The sequence below is a fragment of the Bradyrhizobium sp. I71 genome, from assembly GCF_022354745.1.
GTDB classification, from domain to species: domain Bacteria; phylum Pseudomonadota; class Alphaproteobacteria; order Rhizobiales; family Xanthobacteraceae; genus Bradyrhizobium; species Bradyrhizobium liaoningense.
The window spans coordinates 5,932,366-5,950,368 of the sequence record NZ_CP059398.1 but is presented as its reverse complement, the minus strand read 5'-3'; the positions used below and the strand labels follow the sequence as shown (position 1 = coordinate 5,950,368).

Here is an 18,003-nt window from a genome sequence, read left to right as displayed (position 1 = left end):
GAATTTCAAGCCCAGAAAGAAACGTGTAATGGCTATCCCCTTCTTCAAGGAAATGCGTATCGGCGGCTATTTGCTCAAGCAGAGACTGCTTGGCCGCAAGCGCTATCCGCTCGTGCTGATGCTGGAGCCGCTGTTTCGCTGCAACCTCGCCTGCGTCGGCTGCGGCAAGATCGATTATCCCGACGCGATCCTCAATCGCCGCATGACGGCGCAGGAGTGCTGGGACGCCGCCGACGAATGCGGCGCGCCGATGGTCGCCATTCCCGGCGGCGAGCCGCTGATCCACAAGGAGATCGGCGAGATCGTCCGCGGCCTCGTCGCGCGCAAGAAGTTCGTCTCGCTCTGCACCAACGCGCTGCTGCTCGAGAAGAAGCTCGATCTGTTCGAGCCTTCGCCGTACCTGTTCTTCTCCGTGCATCTCGACGGCCTGCGCGATCACCACGACAAGGCGGTGTCGCAGAAGGGCGTGTTCGACCGCGCGGTCTCCGCGATCAAGGCGGCCAAGGCGCGCGGCTTCACCGTCAACGTCAACGCCACCATCTTCGACGGCCATCCGGCCGAGGAGATCGCGAAATTCCTCGACCTCACCGTCGAACTCGGTGTCGGCGTCTCGATGTCGCCGGGCTACGCCTATGAGCGCGCTCCGGACCAGGAGCACTTCCTCAACCGCACCAAGACCAAGAAGCTGTTCCGCGACGTCTTTGCCATGGGCAAGGGCAAGAAGTGGAATTTCATGCATTCCGGCCTGTTCCTGGACTTCCTCGCCGGCAACCAGGAATACGAGTGCACGCCGTGGGGCATGCCCGCGCGCAACATCTTCGGCTGGCAGAAGCCCTGCTATCTGCTCGGTGAAGGCTACGCGAAAACCTTCAAGGAGCTGATGGAGACCACCGACTGGGATTCCTACGGCACCGGCCGTTACGAGAAGTGCGCCGACTGCATGGCCCATTGCGGCTATGAGCCGACGGCGGCGACCGCAGCCTTCAACAACCCGCTGAAGGCGATGTGGGTGGCGCTGCGCGGCATCAGGACCACCGGCCCGATGGCGCCCGAGATCGACCTCTCCAAGCAGCGCCCGGCGCAGTACATCTTCTCGGCGGAAGTGCAGAAGCGCCTGTCGGAGATCCGGAAGGACGAGGCCGCCGCCGCGCAGGCGAAGGCGGCGCAGAAGGCTTCGACGGCGGCATAGTCACGAGGAACCTTGTCGCCCGGATGGCATGAAGCGAATCCGGGTGGCAACATCAGCAAAAAAGGCCCGGACGCCAATGCGACCGGGCCTTTTCCGTTTGTCGGTTCGAAAAGCCGCTCAGGCCGCCTTGGAGACCAGGGCCTCGCTCTCGGCGAACTCCGTCCCGATCAGATAGTCGCGGCAGCCCCGCAGGCTTCGCAGGGCGCGGTTGAAGTCGATGCCGGTCGAGACCAGCGCATGCAGCGTGGTCGGGTTGCGCACGATGCCGCGCAGCACGGCGGCGAGATCGATCTGGCCGTTCGGCTTGATGGCGGCGCGCGCGAGCGCCGGCAGGGCGCGATGGGCGGGATCGCTGATGACGCGGACGGCGGCAAAGGGCAGACCGGCTTCCGCGGCGTAGGCGGCCGCGATGTGGCTCTCCATGTCGACGGCGAAAGCCCCCGTCTCCGAATGCAGCGCCGCCTTGCAGGACCGCCCGGTGACCACTTCCTCGGCGCCGGCGAGGCTGCCGCGCACCACACGGCGCCGGCCCGAGGTCAGTCGCTCGATCAGGTCGTCGCCGAGCGACAGCCCGGCGGCCCAGCGGGTGTCGCCGGACAGCACTTCGGTCGCCAGCACGACGTCGCCGGACCGCAGCGTCGGGTCGAGCCCGCCGGCCACGCCGAAGGAGATCACGCCGCGAATCGTCTCGGGATCCACCACCGTCAGCAGGGCCCGCAACTGGGTCGGGCTGCTGGATGAACAGATAACCGCCATTCCGGGCCCGGCCGCAATGCGGGCCTCCTGAACCAGTCCGGTCACGATCAATATCGGCCGCGGGTCGATGGTATTCCCCGCGGTGAAATAGTCCCCCGTCCCCAAAGTCACATTCCGACCCCTACCACCCTGCTGTTGGTGTTCCGCAAGTTCCGATACCGCGCCAACGCCCACAGCGGAAAGAACTTTGGGTAACCATGATAACGTAGATAGAATACACGGGGAAAGCCCGTGGCGGTGTACCGCTGCTCGTCCCACAGTCCTTTTTTGTTTTGTGTTGCAATCAGGTACTCCACCCCGCGGGCGACGGCCGGGTGATCAACCTCGCCTGCCGCCATCAGGGCAAGCAAGGCCCATGCCGTTTGCGAGGCGGTGGAGGGGGCGGTCTCCCATCCCCGGTAGTCCAGCCGGTAGCTGACGGCGTCCTCGCCCCAGCCGCCGTCCTCGTTCTGGATCGAGGCCAGCCAGGCGACGGCTTTGCGGATCATGGGATCCTTGTGGTCGACGCCGGCCATGTTGAGAGCGCACAGAACCGACCAGGTTCCGTAGATGAAGTTCATGCCCCAGCGGCCGTACCAGGACCCTTCCGGGTGCTGGGTCTTCCTGAGGTAAGCGACGCCGGCGGCCACATGCTTGCTGGTTGTCGCGGTTTCGCCGAGCTGCGCCAGCATCGAGATGCAGCGCGCGGTGACGTCCTCGGTCGGCGGATCGAGCAGCGCGCCATGGTCCGAGAACGGGATGTTGTTCAGGTAATATTCGAGATTGTTGACGTCGAAGGCCGCCCAGCCGCCGTCGTCGCTCTGCATGCCCTCGATCCACTCGCGGCCGCGGGCGATCGCAGTGTCATAGCCGGCGACGCCGTGCTCCCGGCGCATGCGGTCCATCGACATCACCACGACCGCGGTGTCGTCGAGGTCGGGGTAATGGGCGTTGTTGTACTGGAAGGCCCAGCCGCCCGGACGCACGTCGGGCCGCTTCACGGCCCAGTCGCCCTTCACCTCGAGCTCCTGCTTCGGAATCAGCCAGTCGAGGCCACGCTTGGCGGCCGGCACGGCTTGCGCATCGCCCGCCTCCAGCAGCGCGTGGGCGGTCAGGGTCGTATCCCACACCGGCGAGACGCAGGGCTGGCAATAGGCCTCGTCGTCGTTGATCACGAGCAGCTTGTCGATGCCCCGCCGCGTGATCGCGCGCGGCGGAAAGTTCTCGTCCTTGCCGAGCGCGTCATACATCATGACGATGTTGGCCATGGGCGGATAGATCGCGCCCATGCCGTCCTCGCCGTTGAGCCGCTCCTCGATGAAAGCGAGCGCGGCATCGATCGCGCGCTTGCGCAGGCTCTTCGGAAACAGCGGCTCGATCACGCGCAGGATCGCATCGAGCGAGCGGAACAGCAGGAACCAGGCCATGCTCTGGTGCGGCGCCTTCGCGGTCATGCCGATCGAGCGCGGATCCTGCAGGAACAGCTCGTCGATGCCGACGCCCTTCGGATTCTTCGCGCGCGGCTTCAGCGCGGCGATCACCATCAGCGGCACCATGGTGGTGCGCGCCCAGTACGAAATCTTGTTGAGGTGGAACGGCGACCAGAACGGCAGCAGCACGATCTCGATCGGCAACACCGGCACCGCGCGCCAGGTCACGACGCCGAACGTCGCCAGCAGGAAGCGCGTGAAGACGTTGCTGTTGATCGCACCGCCTCGGGCATGAATCGCCTCGCGCGCGCGCACCATGTGCGGCGCATCGACGGAGTCGCCGATCATCTTGAGCGCGAAGTAAGCCTTCACGCTGGCGCTCATGTCGAACTCGCCGTCGTGCACCAGCGGCCAGCCGCCATGGGCTCCCTGCACGCGACGCAGGTAATTGCCGATCTTGGCTTCGAGCACCGTGTCAACGGGCTCTGCGAGATAGTGGCGCAGCAGGACGTACTCGGCCGGAATCGTGCAGTCGGCCTCGAGCTCGAACACCCAATGGCCATCAGGCTGCTGGAAGCCGAGGACGCCTTGCCTCGCCGACGCAATGCTCGATTCCAGGGTCTCGCGGCTGGTCGCGTTCACGGAATCCATGTCGCTCGATTGCTCCGATAGTGGATTGAAAGTTGACCGGGACATCTGCCCGTCAGGGCCGCTGTGCGGCCAGAACCAGATCGGCAGCGCGATCGCCGGACCGGACCGATCCCTCGATGGTTGCAGGCAATCCCGTAGCAGTCCAGTCGCCGGCGAGGAACAGGTTTTTCAGCGCAGTGACCGGCCCTGGACGCAGGGCATTCTGGGCCGGCGTGGCGGCAAAGGTGGCGCGGCGCTCGCGCACGATCTGCCAGGGAGGCAATTGCGCCGGCAACTCACCGGACAGGCCGGCGGCCTTGCAGACGTCGGTCCAGATCGCCTGCGCGAGTTCCTCGCGAGGCATGTCGACCAGACGGTCGCCATTGCTGATCGTCACGGAAAGCCGGTTGGGGAACGCGAACAGCCATTCCACCACGCCGCCGATCACGCCGAGGATCGGTGCCGAGCCCGCCGGCGGTGTGATGCGGAAATGCGCGTTCACGATGGCGCGGAATTCGGTCGGCGTCTTCAGGCCCGGCAGCAGGCCCGCGGCGGCGCGCGGCGGCACCGCCATCACGACGACGTCGCCCTCACCGATCCGGATCACATCCTCGCCGCCGAAATTCAGCGCGCCGACCTTGCCGTCGGTGGTCGCAAACGAGCGCAGCTCATGGCCCAGCTGAACCGAATGGCCGCGCTCCTGCAAGAACTTCACGGCAGGCTCGATCAGCACCGCGCTGAGACCGTCGCGCGCGATCAAGGGACGGCAGGCCTGCCCGCCCGCGAGCAGCGTCTCGCGCACGATCGCGCCCGCGAGCCCCGCCGAGCCCTCGGGCGGATCGACGTTGAGCGCCGCGAGCAGCAACGGCTGCACCAGACGCTGGTAGAGGATGCCTTCGCAAGGAATGGACTTGCCGACCAGCGTCTCCTCCGACGCCCAGATCAGCGGCGCCAGCTTCAGATAATCGGTGAGGCCGGTGTCGGGAACGCGGCGGCTCTCGTCGAGCACCCAGGTCGGCAGCCGGCCAGCGCCGAGATCGATCTGCCAGCGCTGTCCCGTCCTGATGTCGACGAACGGAAACTGCGCGCTCTCGGGGCCGACGAGACCCGCCTCGGTGCCGATCGCGCGCGCATAGGCGCGCGCATGGCTGTTGCCCGACAGCAGCAGATGATTGCCGTTGTCGATGGTGAGATTGGTGGCGCCGTCGAAATAGGAACGGCAGCGGCCGCCGGCCTGGTGCGTCGCCTCGTGCACGGCGACCTTGAAGCCGGCATTGGCGAGCCGCACAGCGGCGGAGAGGCCGGAAATCCCAGCACCGATGATGTGAGCTGTCTTTTGCATCAGATCAAAGCGTAACGGAGCAGGATCAGGATGCGCGTGATCTTCGACACACGCACCGGCTCGCGCGGCGCGGTGAAGCCACGCGCGATCAGCAGGTCCAGGATGGAATGATAGTATTTCGACATGATCCGCGGCGCACGCACCGCGCGGCGCTTGTTGCGGTTCATGATCTCGTCCGACTTCTCGAAATGCACCTTCGCGCGCTGCGCCAGCGGCAGGCAGACCTTCGGGAGCGCGCGCTCGGCGATCACGCGGTCCGGATCATTGGAGGTGATGCCGGCATGCAGCAGCGCCTCGCGCGGCAGATAGAGCCGGCCGAGGCCCGCATCCTCGTCGATGTCGCGCAGGATGTTGGTGAGCTGCAGCGCGCGACCGAGATGGTGCGCGAGCAGGATGCCGTCTTCCTCGGGCATGCCGAACACCCGCACCGACAGCCGCCCCACGGCGCTGGCGACACGGTCGCAGTAGAGATCCAGCGTCGCCATGTCGGGCGCGCGGATGTCCTGCGGCACATCCATTTCCATGCCATCGACGATGGCGAGAAAATCCTCGCGCTTGAGCCCGAAGGTCTTCACCGAGGCGACGTAGTCCTTCAGCCGCGGCGGCGGATGGCCCTGATAGAGCGCGTCGATGTCGTCGCGCCATTGCTGGAGTGCGGCGAGCCGCTCCTCCCGCGGGCCGTCGGAATCGGCGATGTCGTCGACCTGGCGACAGAAGCTGTAGATCTGGAACATCGCTTCGCGCTGGTCGTGCGGCAGGATGCGCATCGCGGCATAGAACGAGCTGCCGGATGCGGTCGAGCCGTAATTGGCGCCGGGCGTGGTCGCCTCAAGCGTCATGTGCAGTCCCCGGTCTGGAAATGGCCTTGCGTCTGATCGCGCGGCGACCGACTTCGCCGATCATCCCGGCGAGGCTGAAGGCAAGCAGCTCGAACTTGTTCAGATGTACGCGCTCGCGCAGGGGATCGCGCACCTTCAAGAGGCGCACGATGCGGTCGGCATAGGCCTCGATCACTGAAATGTCGACGCCGAGGCGAAAATCCCTCACCTCCGCGCTCAGCGACTTGCTCTGGTTGAGCAGCGCTTCATTGCGTGCGGCAAGCGCGTGAAGGCAGGCCAGCATCGCCGGCGGCGACTGCGCAAGCCCGAGCTGCTCGACGGAGGCGCCGTGTGCTGCCAGCGCATCGCGCGGCAGATAGACGCGGTTGAGCTCGCGAAAATCCTTGCCGCAATCCTGCAGGTGATTGTTGATCTGGAGCGCCGCGCAGAGCGCGTCCGACGCGGCCCAGGTCGAGGTGCTCTCGCCATGGACGTCGAGCATAAAGCGGCCGACGGGCATCGCCGAGTAACGGCAATAGTGGATGACCTCGTCCCAATTCTCATAGCGCAGCTTGGTCACGTCCATGCGGAAGGCGATGAGCACGTCGAGCGCATGGCGTGGGGCCATGCCGCGCTCGGCCAGCGCGCGGCGCAGCGTGACGGCTTCGGCCTGGGTGTCGCCCTTGCCGAGCAGTTCCGCCTCGAGCAGGTCGAGATAAGCGAGCTTCTGGTCGGGCGGCAGGGTCGCGTGGTCGGCGATGTCGTCGGCGGTGCGGACGAAATTGTAATAGGCCAGGATCAGGGCGCGATGACGCGGATGAATGATCCAGGACGCGACGGGAAAATTCTCGTCGCGGTCACCCTTGCCGGATCGCAATTCGCTCGCAGAGGTCATCGAGGGCTGATTTACAATCGTTTGGACAGGAGGGCTTTTTCGCTCGCGCGGGCTCATGCCGGCGATGCCGCCGCGGCCCCCATATAGGGGAATACGGCCGCAAAACCAATCCTGTCTGTCGATGGCCGCCCTTTGCGGATCGGGCCCCAAAAGGCGGCTCCGGGATCCGCCTTTGGGAGCCAATGACCAAGCTTACTGGTTGTGGTTCTTCAGCACCTGGTCGCAGGCCTGCGAGATCTTGGCCCGGTTCTCCTTGAGACAGGCAAGGATCGTGAAATCGCCCTGATCGATGACCGGACGGCAGAACTTCTGCACATCGCGTGTGCAGGCCTTCTGCTCGGCGTCGGTGCCACGCCCTTGCTGAGCGAACGCCGCCGTCGAAAGGGATGCCGACAGCAGGGTAAGAGCGACGAGAAGATTACGCATTGTATTCCTTCATTCTGACGGCAGAATCGTACCGGACCCGGCTGCACAGGGCGAACTACCGGGGCGGATTGTTCTGATGGCAAGTCGCCGCAGGAGTGGCGGCCCAGAGAAGGCACAAGCACCGGCAAATGCGGCCAAATTGGCACCGCATGTGCCGAATCGGGTCTTCCCCGCGTCTTCATTCGCAGATGTAAGAGGTTGATACTACGTCATAATTCAGAAGATCTGCGTTTTACTGCATACCTGTTGCAGCGCTGCATCTGTCCGCCTTGCCTTTCCCGCCTGAAACATGCCGAAACGTGGCAAATCGGGGGATCAAACCTGGCGCGAGGCGTCGTGGCCCGCCATCCCGGGCGGCCAGGCTTTGAACCTGACACTGGCTCGGAGCACTAAACTTTCGATGTGGCGAGACGTTCTCAATGGGTAAGCGAACGTCGTTCCAAAACGGGATATTTGCGATGAAATTCTTTAGGCGATCTGGATTGGCAATCAAGGCGGCCGGCATCGGGGCGGCGCTGCTCTTTTCGGTTCCGGCGAGCCTTGCTCAGTCGTCCGGACCGTTTGCCGGTTTCGACGGCGCGTGGACCGGCACCGGCACGGTGTCGTTGTCCGACGGCTCCACCGAGCGCATTCGCTGCAAGGCGGACTACAAGGTGGGCGGCAGCGGCCTCAACCTGAAGCAGGCGCTGCACTGCGCCTCCGACAGTTACAAGTTCGACCTCACCAGCGACGTGACGAGCCAGGGCGAGCGCATCTCCGGCAATTGGAGCGAGTCCAGCCGCAACATCTTCGGCAATCTCCAGGGCACCGCCGGCGGCGGCCAGATCGACGTGTTCGTCGAAGCCAACGGCTTTGCCGCCAACCTGTCGCTGCGCACCAACGGCACCAAGCAGACCGTGCAGATCTCCTCCAAGGGCGAGATCCGCGGCGTCAACATCACGATGACGAAGGGCTGACGCCCTTCCCGCTGCGAAAGGATACAGCCTCCGGCTCTCGCGACCCGGGGGCTTTTTGCTGACATCGTTGCAGACATGAACCCAACTCGCAGACATCTGCTCAAGGCCGCAGGGCTCTTCGTAGCCAGTCGCGCCTTCGCCAGCGACCAGCAGGAGGCGAGCATGCAGCCTTCGTCCGTGAAGCCACGCCACGTGCTGTGCTTCCTCGGCAAGGACGAAAGCCTGCTGCATCCGCCGAAGGCGGTGGCCAAGACGATCGCCGACCTCAACTTCGAGATCGACCGCACCTATTCGCAGGCCAAGCCCGATCCGCATATGGAGCGGTCGTTCGGCGTGTGCTGGGACCGCGTCTTTCCGAAAGCCTGGTCTGCGTCCGACGAAGCCGCCGTAGCCAATCACAAGGCGGTGCTGTACGTGCGGAGCCCGCCGATCGATCAGCAGAAGTCGGCCGCCTATTCAGCCGCCGCCTTGCTGATCGTGGACGAGATGCTTGAGGCAGGCGCCATTGCGGCGAAAGGTGAAAGCGCCGGTGTCGCCCATGGCGTCGCGCGCTGGCGCAGTCTCGCCGATCAAGCTCGCAAGGGCTCGAGGACCAGCCAGGGCCTGAAGATGACCCCCGCCGTCACGAAGGCGTGTCGTCTCGCCTTCGCCAAGCGCCCGCTCGCCGGCGATCGCTATTACGAGACCGTCGGCTACCACCTCGTCGGCCTGCCGGAGGTCTATGTCGCGACATCGCACGGCAGCGATCGGGACGCGGTCAAAGTGATGGACGAGCTCGCCGACGCCATGGCCGAGCGCGGCGTCGACGCGACGCTGCGCGACCGCAAGCTCACGCTATCGCGCGAGCAGGACTACGCCGAGGACGATTTCAAGTTCAATCCGTACGGGATCGTCCGTATCGAGGCCTGAGAGCGCTGGCGCCTTTTGCCGCCCTGCCGCTCAGATCGCGGGCTTGTCGGGGCCCTGAAGCCTGGCGTGCAGATTGATCAGCCACATCGCCGTCGGCCGCAGGATGAAGAGGTCGGCGACGAGGGCCATGACCATCGAGAAAGCGCTGAGCCAGCCGAACAGCCGCAGCGACGGCAGGTCCGAGAACACGGTGACGACGAGGCCGCAGGCCAGCACCACCGTGGTCAGGATCAGCGCCGGGCCGACCAGCACGGTGGCCCGCTCCACCGCGAGCGCCGAGCCAACGCCCGGCTTGCTCTCGAGTCTCAAGCGGTTGAGGAAGTGGATGGTCGCGCTCAAACCCAGGCCGAACGAGACGGTGAGTGCGACGACGCTGGCGAATTGCAGGCCCTCGCCCATCGCCCACAGCACCGTTCCCGACATCACCACCGGGAAGATGCCCGGCAGGATGCAGGCGAACATCACCACCCAGGAGCGGAACGCGAGGCCGATGAAGATCGCGACCAGCGCGAATTCGATGGTGAGGCCGTGGTTCAGCTTCTCGATCATGCTGGCCGAGTTGCGCGCAGCGATGGCGGCAAGACCCGTCACCGCGATCTCGTAGCCGGGATGCTTCTTGCGGACGGCGTCGAGCTCGTGGTCGAGCTTGTCGACGATCGGCAGGAGCTGGCTGGAATCCTTGTCCGGCACGCGGCCGGCAACCACGACGGCATCCTGCTGGGCATCGATGAACCGCCGCACCAGATGCTCGGGGATGACGTTGACATATTCCTTCAACGTCGCGACGTCGGCGCTGCCCGCCTTCTCGGCCAGCCAGCGGCGCAGCGTCTCCAGCGACCAGACGTTGCCGACACCGGCCGTCTTCTCCACCGTCGCATGCACGTCGGCGATGGTCTGGAGCGTCTCCGGCGAATAGAGCGATTCGCCCTTGGGGAACTGGATCAGCACGTTGACCGGGTTGGCGCCGGTCAGCTTGGCATCGAGCCGGTCGCTGGCGGCGACCGCCTGGCGCTTGTCCGGCACCTGGTCGGCGAGCCGGTAGCGCGGCTCCAGATTGGCATAGATGACGCCGAGGCCGCCGACGAACAGCACCGCGATCAGGCTGAACAGGCCGGGACGGCCGACCATGCGCACCGCGATCCAGTAGCAGAAATTGCGCAGGGCCTGGACGCCGGCATCTGCGCTCTGGAACTTGACGGCGAACACCTTCTCGTTGCGCACGAGCAGCACGCCGAACACCGGCACCAGCGACAGCACCGCGACCAGCGCGATGATGGTGGCGGCGAGCCCGGCCTCGCCGAACTTGCGGATCAGGTCGGAGTCGGAGAATTGCAGCGCGATGAAGGAAATGCCGGCCGTGCCGTGCGTCAGCACGCAGGCGGGTCCCACCACCAGCACCGCGTTCTTGAACGCGGTGAACTTGTCCTGTCCTGCGATCAGCCGGTCGCGCGCGGCGAAGGTGAGCTGCATCGAGTCCGAGAAGCTGATGACCATGATGAGCGGCGTCATCACGTTCAGGAACATGTTGAGGTTGAAATTGGCCCAGCCGAGCGCGCCCAGCGCCAGCAGGATCGCGATCATCGGCGGGAATGCCGCCGCGACCATGAACGAGATCTTGCGGAAGAAGATGATGGCGATGATGCAGCCGGCGAGAATGCCGAGGATGTTGTAGGTCAGCCCGTCGCGCTCGACCGCGTTGCGGATCTCGAGCTGCATCACCGGAACGCCGGAGAGCTGCACGTTGAGCCCGGTGTCGCCGAGGTCCTCCTTCATCAGCGCGCGGATGTCGCCGACGGTCTTGGTCAGCTTGTTGGAGGCGACCACCTCAGGATCGAGCGAGAGCACGATCAGCGCCAGCGTGCCGTCCTCCGACAGCAGCTTGCCGCGGATGATCTCGTTGTTCTTGACGGTCTCGATGAACTTGTCATAGGCGGCCCCCTCGGGGAGCTCGGCCGGGAACAGCGCCGCCGGCAGCTTGCCCGGCGCCGGCGCCTGACGCGCCGAGAACAGCGAGACCAGCCCGCGCGTACCTTCGACCAGTTGCAGGTCGGTGACGAAGTCACGCAGCTTCTCGAGGTTGCTGCGCTCCAGGAGGGACTTGCCCTCGACCACGACGAGGACGTCGAACTCCTCGGCCGGGAACTTCTTCGTCACCTCTTCATACTGCTTGAATTCGCGGGTGTCGGAGCGGAAGAGCTGCGACAGCGAATCGTCGATCTTGATCCGGTGGATGCCGAACACGGCGCCGACGATCAGCGCCAGCAGGACGATGCAGGAGACGATCGGCGCCCGAACGGCGATCAGCCCGAGGCGCTCCAGCCCGAAGGCGATCGAGGACGCAGGTCCCTGCTCGACCTTGTCGACATGAACCTCATTCTCGCTGTGCTTTTCGAGCATGCCTTGTCCAGTTCCTAAATCGGCTCGGTCTTGAGAGCTTGTTGCGCCCCGCGAACGGCTTGAAAACGCCATACCAATGGGAGGCTTGCCTTTTGAAAATGCGCGGAAAATCGCCGCGAGGGGTTTAGCAGGTCAACAGGTCCTCTCGCAAGCAGGCGAAGCGTGGCCGAATCGATCAAGAAGCGGCGATTTCGGGTCCCGACCGCCTATCATTCCGGCGGCGCCGTGCCAATTCGACGCGGCGCACGGTCCGCGCTCTCGTCCTTCAGAGCCACGCCGGTGGTCTCCCGCGCGAGCCCCTCACGGACGAGCCAGGCGATCTTGAAGGCGGCCTCGTCGTAGCTCAAACCGGCGTGGTGGATGTTCGACACGCAATTGCGTTCGGCATCGGTACGGCCGGGCTTCGGTGCGAAGGTCAGATAGGCGCCGAGACTGTCGGGCGCGGACAGGCCGGGCCGTTCGCCGATCAGCATCGCGACCATGCGTGCCCCGAGAATGGCGCCGATCTCGTCGCCGAGCGCGACGCGCGCGCCCGACGCGACAACGACATGGCCGATCGCGACGTCATCCCCCTGCGCAAGCAATGGCAACAGTCGCCTCACCACGATCGCCGCATGGGCCTGAACCGCCGCCGCGGACAGCCCGTCTCCGATCACAATCACGAGCCGGCACGGCGCCAAGGCGCTTCGTGCCAGAAGCTGCGCCGAACCGGGTTCGAGCTGTCGTCCCAGATCCGGCCGCCGCAGATAGTCGCTGCGATCGACCGCCCGGCTCCTCACTTCGGTCACGGCAAGTCCGAGCGCACCGAGATCGGCGACCAGGCGCGGCGTGTCGAAAGCGGCATGCACGGCATCGCGCGCGCGGGCATGGTCCAGCGTGAAATCAAGCAGCGCCCTCGTCGGCATGCTCGCGCCGCTGCGCCCGAGCGCGACGCGCGCGGGCGTGAACGCCCGCAGATCGAGGGTCGGTCGGTGCGGCGGAGCCGGATCAGACATGTCGCATCATTCGGCCGGAACGGCGGCCTCGCGCAGGCGGATCGAATAGTTCGAGGCGTTCTGCTTGCCGCTGGAGGCCGCGCGCGCAAAGGTGATGAGATGGTGCGCAATCAGCGTGCAGCCGATCAGGCCTTCGATGTCGCCGCGCTTGATGCGTCCCAGCGCGAACTTCCAGAACACGCGCCTGTAGTCGCCGAGCACCCCGACCTTCCAGAAGATGTTGCGCAACATGACGAGGCCGCGCCGGATGTTCGGCCAGGTCTTCATCTCGTCCGCCACCGGCATCTTGACCCGGCGCACGTAGACATTGTCGCATTGATACTGGTAGCGCGCGTAAACCTTCTCGGGCGCGTAGGCGACCGCCATCGCATGCTTCCACGAGGCGACGACCTCGTCATAAGGCAACAGGAAGTCGACGTTGGAATCGCGGCCGTCGTCGTGAACCAGGCGGCCCTCGCGCTCCAGACGGTCCCACAGCGGCGTCTTGGGCAGCGCCTGGAGCAGGTTGATGGTGAGCAGCGGAATCCGGGACTCGTCGACGAAAGCGAGTAGCGCTTCCGAGGTGTTCGGCTTGTCGGTATCGAGCCCCATGATGATGCCGGACACGACCTCCATGCCGAAGGAGTTGATGGTGTGCACGCCCTCCAGGATCGGGACCATCATGTTGTGGTCCTTCTGCATCGCCTTCAGCGCATCAGGATCGGGCGTCTCGATGCCGCAGAAGATGGTGACGAAATAGGCCTCGCGCATCTTCTCGAGGATCTCGGGCCTCTTGGCGATGTTGAGCGTCGCCTCACAGGCGAGCCGCACCACGTAGCCGGTCCGCTTCTGCCATTCAATCAGATGCGGCAGCAGGTCCAGCGCCGCCTTGCGGTTGCCGATGAAATTGTCGTCGACGAAATAGACCGTGTCGGTCATGCCGCATTCGCGCAGGCGATCGAGCTCGGCGATGATCTGCTGCGGCGACTTGATGCGAGGATTGCGGCCGTAGAGGCCGGGGATGTCGCAGAACTCGCACTGATAGGGACAGCCGCTGGAGTACTGGATGCTGCCGAGAAAATACTTCTTCACGTCGGCGAGCTCGTAGGCCGGAATCGGAAACTCCGTCATCGGCACGCGGTCCCTGGTGGTCAGCACCACCTGGGCCTCGGGACGCGAGGTGTCGCGCGACAGGATCTCGATCAGCTGGTTGGTGGCGTCGCCGAGCTCGCCGACATGCAGATAGTCGAAGGACGGATAGTAGTCCGGGCAGGCGCTGACCGAGGGCCCGCCGAGCGCGACCGGCAGATCGAATTCATGGGCGCGGCGGCAGATGTCGTTCATCTGCTGGCGCTGGATGTGCATGCCGCTGACGAAGACCGCTTCCGCCCATTCGAATTCCTCCTTCGTCGTGGGGCGCAGGTTCTCGTCGACGAATTTGACCTGCCACTCCTTCGGAAGGTAGGCGGAGATCAGCAGCAGCCCCTGCGGCGGCATGAAGGCGCGGACGCCGTCGGTCAAGGGATAGGAATGCTCGAACGTACCGAAGGACGAGGTGTAGCGCGGAAACACGCAGAGAATCCGCCGGGTCGTTCCGTTACTTTCAGCTCGCATCAAAGCTCCCCCCGCCACGCTCGACCGATAGTGCGGAAATTGCCAGCCAGACTCAGGGTAACGCTGTCGCCGGAATTTCTCAATATTGTGGCACAAGCACAATTCCGGGAAGCGCCGATAGTTTCATCGGAGTGCCAGTTGGCGCGCCGCCTCACGCGATCAACCGCGAGGCAAAATCGGGCAGCAGGCCTGCATCGCCGGCCAGGCGGAGATCGGCGCCTGTAATTCCCGACTGCACCAGCCAGTCGTCGAATTCCGGCGCGCGGCGCAAGCCGAAGACGTCGCGGACATAGAGCGCGTCGTGAAAAGACGTCGACTGGTAGTTCAGCATGACGTCGTCGGCGCCGGGGACGCCCATGATGAAGGTGACCCCGGCAGCGGCGAGCAGCGTCAGGAGGTTGTCCATGTCGTCCTGGTCCGCCTCGGCATGGTTGGTGTAGCAGATGTCGACCCCGAGCGGCAGGCCGAGCAGCTTGCCGCAGAAATGATCCTCCAGTCCAGCCCGGATGATTTCCTTGCCGTCATAGAGATATTCCGGGCCGATGAAGCCGACCACGCTGTTGACGAGGAGCGGGGCAAACGCGCGGGCGACCGCATAGGCGCGCGCCTCGCAGGTCTGCTGGTCGACCCCGTGATGGGCGCCCGCCGACAGCGCCGAGCCCTGGCCGGTCTCGAAATACATCACATTCTGCCCGACGGTGCCGCGCCGCAGCGACAGCCCGGCCTGCTGCGCCTCTTTCAGGAGCGCGAGGTCGATGCCGAAGCTGCGGTTGGCGGCCTCCGTACCGGCGACCGACTGGAAGACGAGGTCGACCGGCACGCCCTGCCCGATCAGCGACAGCGTCGTCGTGACATGGGTCAGCACGCAGCCTTGCGTCGGGATCTTCAGCCGCGCGATGACCTCGTCGAGCAGCCGCAGCAAATGGGCGATGACGGCAGGATCGTCACTCGCGGGATTGATGCCGATGCAGGCATCGCCGGCCCCCAGCAAAATGCCGTCAAGGATCGAGGCGGTGATGCCCCTGGCGTCGTCGAAGGGATGGTTCGGCTGGAGCCGCGTGCTCATCCGCCCCTTCAGCCCGATGGTGTTGCGGAAAGCGGTAATGACCTGGCATTTCCGCGCCGCCAGGATCAGATCCTGGTTGCGCATCAGCTTTGACACTGCGGCCGCCATCTCCGGCGTGATGCCGAGCGCGAGCTTGCGCAGGATCTCGGGCGTTGCAGCATCGGACAGCAACCAGTCGCGGAAGGCCCCGACCGTGAGCGATGCCACCGGCGCGAAGGCCCTGGCGTCGTGGCTGTCGATGACGAGGCGGGTGACCTCGTCGGTCTCATAGGGAATGACGGCTTCCTGGAGGAATTGGCCGAGCGGCACATCCGCGAGCGCCATCCGTGCCGCGATCATCTGCTCGGAGCTGGCAGCGGCAATTCCGGCCAGCCGGTCGCCGGAGCGCGGCGGCGTCGCCTTGGCGAGCAGGTCGCGCAGATCCGGGAAGGTGTAGGTCGTGGCGTCGATGCTGTGGCGGTAGACCACTGGGCTCTCCGGGCTTGGTCGGCCAACGGCCGACCCCAAGACTATGCTGAAAGACTATCCTGAAACTATACCTTGGGATCAAGACGCTGAAATATCTTACCTTTCATTCGACCAAGGGACGAAGGGAGCCGACGGGCGCGTTAACGCCGCATCCACCTTCCTCCTGCAAAGTTTTGCATCAATTCTACACGACCCCGCTCACCGGCCGTTTCAGGCCATTCCGGGCTCCTGACCACCATGACATCCGACCGATCTGGGAATGCCGCCAAGCCGGCAGGCCGTTTCACGCTTGCCACCAAGCTCTATGCGATCTTCGCGCTGTTCGCGCTCCTCACGGCCGCGATCGCGATGCTGTCCGACTACAACAGCCGCCGCAGCGCCGACCTGACCAGCGCGATCGAGACGGCGAATGCCGCCGCGCTGAACGTCGAGCGGGTCAACTCGCTGGTCTATGCGGTCGTGATGGAATCGCGCGGCGTGTACATGTCGACCGAGCCGGCCGTGGTAAAGAAATACGGCGATGGCCTGCTCAAGTTCAACGCCCAGATCCTGGACGTCGTGAAGCGTTGGGAGACCATCGTCAAGGCCGACGACGCCGAGCAGTTTGCCACCTTCAAGAAGCGCATCGAGCAATTCGTCGAGTTCCGCAAGGAGCTGGTGCGCCGCGGCGTCGAGATCAATGCTGCCGCGGGCCGCGAATGGGGCGACAACGACGCCAACCGCGCGGTGCGCTCGGCCCTGAACAAGGACCTCGAGGCGCTGTCCAAGGTCTATGCCGAGCGCGCCCGGCAGATCGCGCAGCAGACCGAGACCAATCGCGAATTGTCGTTCGTGCTGACCTGCCTCGGCGGCGTGGCGCTGGCGCTCGTCGTGATCGGCATCGTCATCATCGCCCGCTCGATCGCCCGGCCGCTCGCCTCGATCACCGCCACCATCAAGCAGGTCGCCGACGGCGCCGAAAACGTCGTGGTGCCGCACTCTGACCGCGCCGACGAGATCGGCGCACTGGCCCGCGCGATCCAGGTGTTCCAGGACGCCATGGGCCGCAACCGCAACCTCGCCTCGCAAGTGTCGCACGACGCCGCCGCGCGCGAGGAGCGTGCCCGCCACATCGAACGATCCGTCGAGCAGTTTCGCGAGGCGATCGGCGCGATCATGCGCGGCCTCAGCGACAACGCCTCGGTGATGCGCGAGACCGCGCAGACCATCACGCGCGTCACCGCCGATGCGAACAGCCGCGCCGGCACGGCGGCGAACGCCACCGAGCAGGCCTCGCACAACGTCACGGCAGTGGCGGGCGCGGCCGAAGAACTGTCGGCCTCGGTGGTGGAGATCGGCCGCCAGGTGCGCCAGAGCGCCGGCGCGGTCGAGCAGACCGGCCAGCGCACCGAGAAATCGATCTCCGAGATCGAGAGCCTCGCCGCGGCCACGCAGCGCATCGATGGCGTGCTCAGCCTGATCCAGGCGATCGCCGAGCAGACCAATCTGCTCGCGCTGAACGCCACCATCGAGGCCGCGCGCGCCGGCGATGCCGGCCGCGGCTTCGCCGTCGTCGCCCACGAGGTGAAGGCGCTCGCGGGCCAGACCGCCAAGGCCACCGCCGAGATCAGCGAGAACGTCTCGATGATCCAGGCCTCGACCCGCAACGCCGTCGATGCCGTCCGCGAGATCGGCGGCGCGGTCCGCGAGATCAACGAGGTCACCTCGGCGATCGCCGGCGCCGTCAGTCAGCAGGACGCCGCCACGCGCGAGATCTCGTCCAATGCGCAGTCGGCCGCGCAGGGCAACGAGACCCTGGTCGCCAACATCACCTCGCTGCGCGATGCCATCGGCGAGACCGATGCGGCGGCATCCTCGGTGCTGACGGCGGCAAGCAGCCTGACGGCGACGGCGGACACGCTGTCGCGCGAGGTGGAAAAGTTCTTCCAGAACCTGCGCGCAGGTTCGGCGGACGGCCGCCTCGCCAGGGCGGGATGACGGCGCGGGCGCGGGCCGCGAAGCCGGCGCCGACACAAAAGTGCGAAAACAACCCCATGCACAGTAGACGGGGGTAGCTGAATCAATGGGTTAGCCGCCGCCGCGAAACGCTACGGATTTTACGAAGTCAATTTGACTCGTCGGGCAAAACACCGGCATGATGTCATCATTGGCTCA

Annotated in this window: 14 protein-coding genes; 4 read left to right on the top strand and 10 right to left on the bottom strand. The window is 65.3% G+C overall.

Annotated features, from left to right (window positions below; all coding sequences use genetic code 11):
* The first annotated feature begins 28 nt into the window (after nucleotides 1-28).
* On the top strand, nucleotides 29-1,189 hold the full coding sequence (gene hpnH, locus FJV43_RS28535; RefSeq protein ID WP_239622335.1) for an adenosyl-hopene transferase HpnH: 1,161 nt from the start codon (nucleotides 29-31) through the stop codon (nucleotides 1,187-1,189).
* Between the two features lie 117 nt (nucleotides 1,190-1,306).
* Here hpnH and FJV43_RS28530 read toward each other — a convergent pair whose 3' ends face one another.
* The 6 genes from FJV43_RS28530 to FJV43_RS28505 all read right to left on the bottom strand — a co-directional run bounded on the left by FJV43_RS28530 (nucleotide 1,307) and on the right by FJV43_RS28505 (nucleotide 7,465).
* On the bottom strand, nucleotides 1,307-2,056 hold the full coding sequence (locus tag FJV43_RS28530) for a phosphorylase (RefSeq protein ID WP_239622334.1): 750 nt from the start codon (nucleotides 2,054-2,056) through the stop codon (nucleotides 1,307-1,309).
* A complete protein-coding gene (gene shc / locus FJV43_RS28525) occupies nucleotides 2,053-4,005 on the bottom strand; it encodes a squalene--hopene cyclase (protein ID WP_239622333.1) in 1,953 nt (650 codons plus the stop codon). The genes FJV43_RS28530 and shc overlap by 4 nt, the downstream gene beginning before the upstream one ends.
* Before the next feature lie 52 nt (nucleotides 4,006-4,057).
* A complete protein-coding gene (gene hpnE, locus FJV43_RS28520) occupies nucleotides 4,058-5,326 on the bottom strand; it encodes a hydroxysqualene dehydroxylase HpnE (protein ID WP_239622332.1) in 1,269 nt (422 codons plus the stop codon).
* Entirely contained in the window at nucleotides 5,326-6,165 is an 840-nt protein-coding gene (gene hpnD / locus FJV43_RS28515) for a presqualene diphosphate synthase HpnD (RefSeq protein ID WP_239622331.1), read from the bottom strand. Before hpnD ends, hpnE begins: the two co-directional genes overlap by 1 nt.
* The gene (gene hpnC, locus FJV43_RS28510) at nucleotides 6,155-7,039 is read right to left on the bottom strand and encodes a squalene synthase HpnC (RefSeq protein WP_239622330.1); all 885 of its coding nucleotides are present in this window, start codon (nucleotides 7,037-7,039) and stop codon (nucleotides 6,155-6,157) included. The genes hpnD and hpnC overlap by 11 nt, the downstream gene beginning before the upstream one ends.
* 192 nt (nucleotides 7,040-7,231) lie before the next feature.
* A complete protein-coding gene (locus FJV43_RS28505) occupies nucleotides 7,232-7,465 on the bottom strand; it encodes a hypothetical protein (protein WP_025035011.1) in 234 nt (77 codons plus the stop codon).
* A 458-nt stretch (nucleotides 7,466-7,923) separates the two neighbouring features.
* Between FJV43_RS28505 and FJV43_RS28500 the strand changes: the two genes are divergently transcribed.
* Both FJV43_RS28500 and FJV43_RS28495 read left to right on the top strand, forming a co-directional pair.
* Nucleotides 7,924-8,421, top strand: coding sequence for a hypothetical protein (locus FJV43_RS28500; RefSeq protein WP_239622329.1), 498 nt, complete (start codon nucleotides 7,924-7,926; stop codon nucleotides 8,419-8,421).
* 75 nt (nucleotides 8,422-8,496) lie between these two features.
* Entirely contained in the window at nucleotides 8,497-9,330 is an 834-nt protein-coding gene (locus tag FJV43_RS28495; RefSeq protein ID WP_239622328.1) for a hypothetical protein, read from the top strand.
* A 30-nt stretch (nucleotides 9,331-9,360) separates the two neighbouring features.
* Here the strand turns inward: FJV43_RS28495 and FJV43_RS28490 are convergent, their stop codons facing one another.
* The 4 genes from FJV43_RS28490 to FJV43_RS28475 all read right to left on the bottom strand — a co-directional run bounded on the left by FJV43_RS28490 (nucleotide 9,361) and on the right by FJV43_RS28475 (nucleotide 15,849).
* Nucleotides 9,361-11,727 (bottom strand): MMPL family transporter, encoded by a 2,367-nt coding sequence (locus tag FJV43_RS28490; RefSeq protein WP_239622327.1) that lies wholly within the window; start codon nucleotides 11,725-11,727, stop codon nucleotides 9,361-9,363.
* A 209-nt stretch (nucleotides 11,728-11,936) separates the two neighbouring features.
* Nucleotides 11,937-12,722, bottom strand: a complete 786-nt coding sequence (gene eutC / locus FJV43_RS28485; protein WP_239622326.1) for an ethanolamine ammonia-lyase subunit EutC — start codon at nucleotides 12,720-12,722, stop codon at nucleotides 11,937-11,939.
* Nucleotides 12,723-12,728: 6 nt separating this feature from the next.
* The gene (locus FJV43_RS28480) at nucleotides 12,729-14,315 is read right to left on the bottom strand and encodes a B12-binding domain-containing radical SAM protein (protein ID WP_239622325.1); all 1,587 of its coding nucleotides are present in this window, start codon (nucleotides 14,313-14,315) and stop codon (nucleotides 12,729-12,731) included.
* 151 nt (nucleotides 14,316-14,466) lie between these two features.
* Nucleotides 14,467-15,849 carry an ethanolamine ammonia-lyase subunit EutB gene (locus FJV43_RS28475; RefSeq protein WP_239622324.1) on the bottom strand — a complete coding sequence of 461 codons (1,383 nt, stop codon included), beginning with the start codon at nucleotides 15,847-15,849 and terminating at the stop codon, nucleotides 14,467-14,469.
* 237 nt (nucleotides 15,850-16,086) lie between these two features.
* Here FJV43_RS28475 and FJV43_RS28470 point away from each other — a divergent pair, with 237 nt between their 5' ends.
* Nucleotides 16,087-17,826, top strand: a complete 1,740-nt coding sequence (locus FJV43_RS28470; protein ID WP_239622323.1) for a methyl-accepting chemotaxis protein — start codon at nucleotides 16,087-16,089, stop codon at nucleotides 17,824-17,826.
* Nucleotides 17,827-18,003 lie beyond the last annotated feature (177 nt).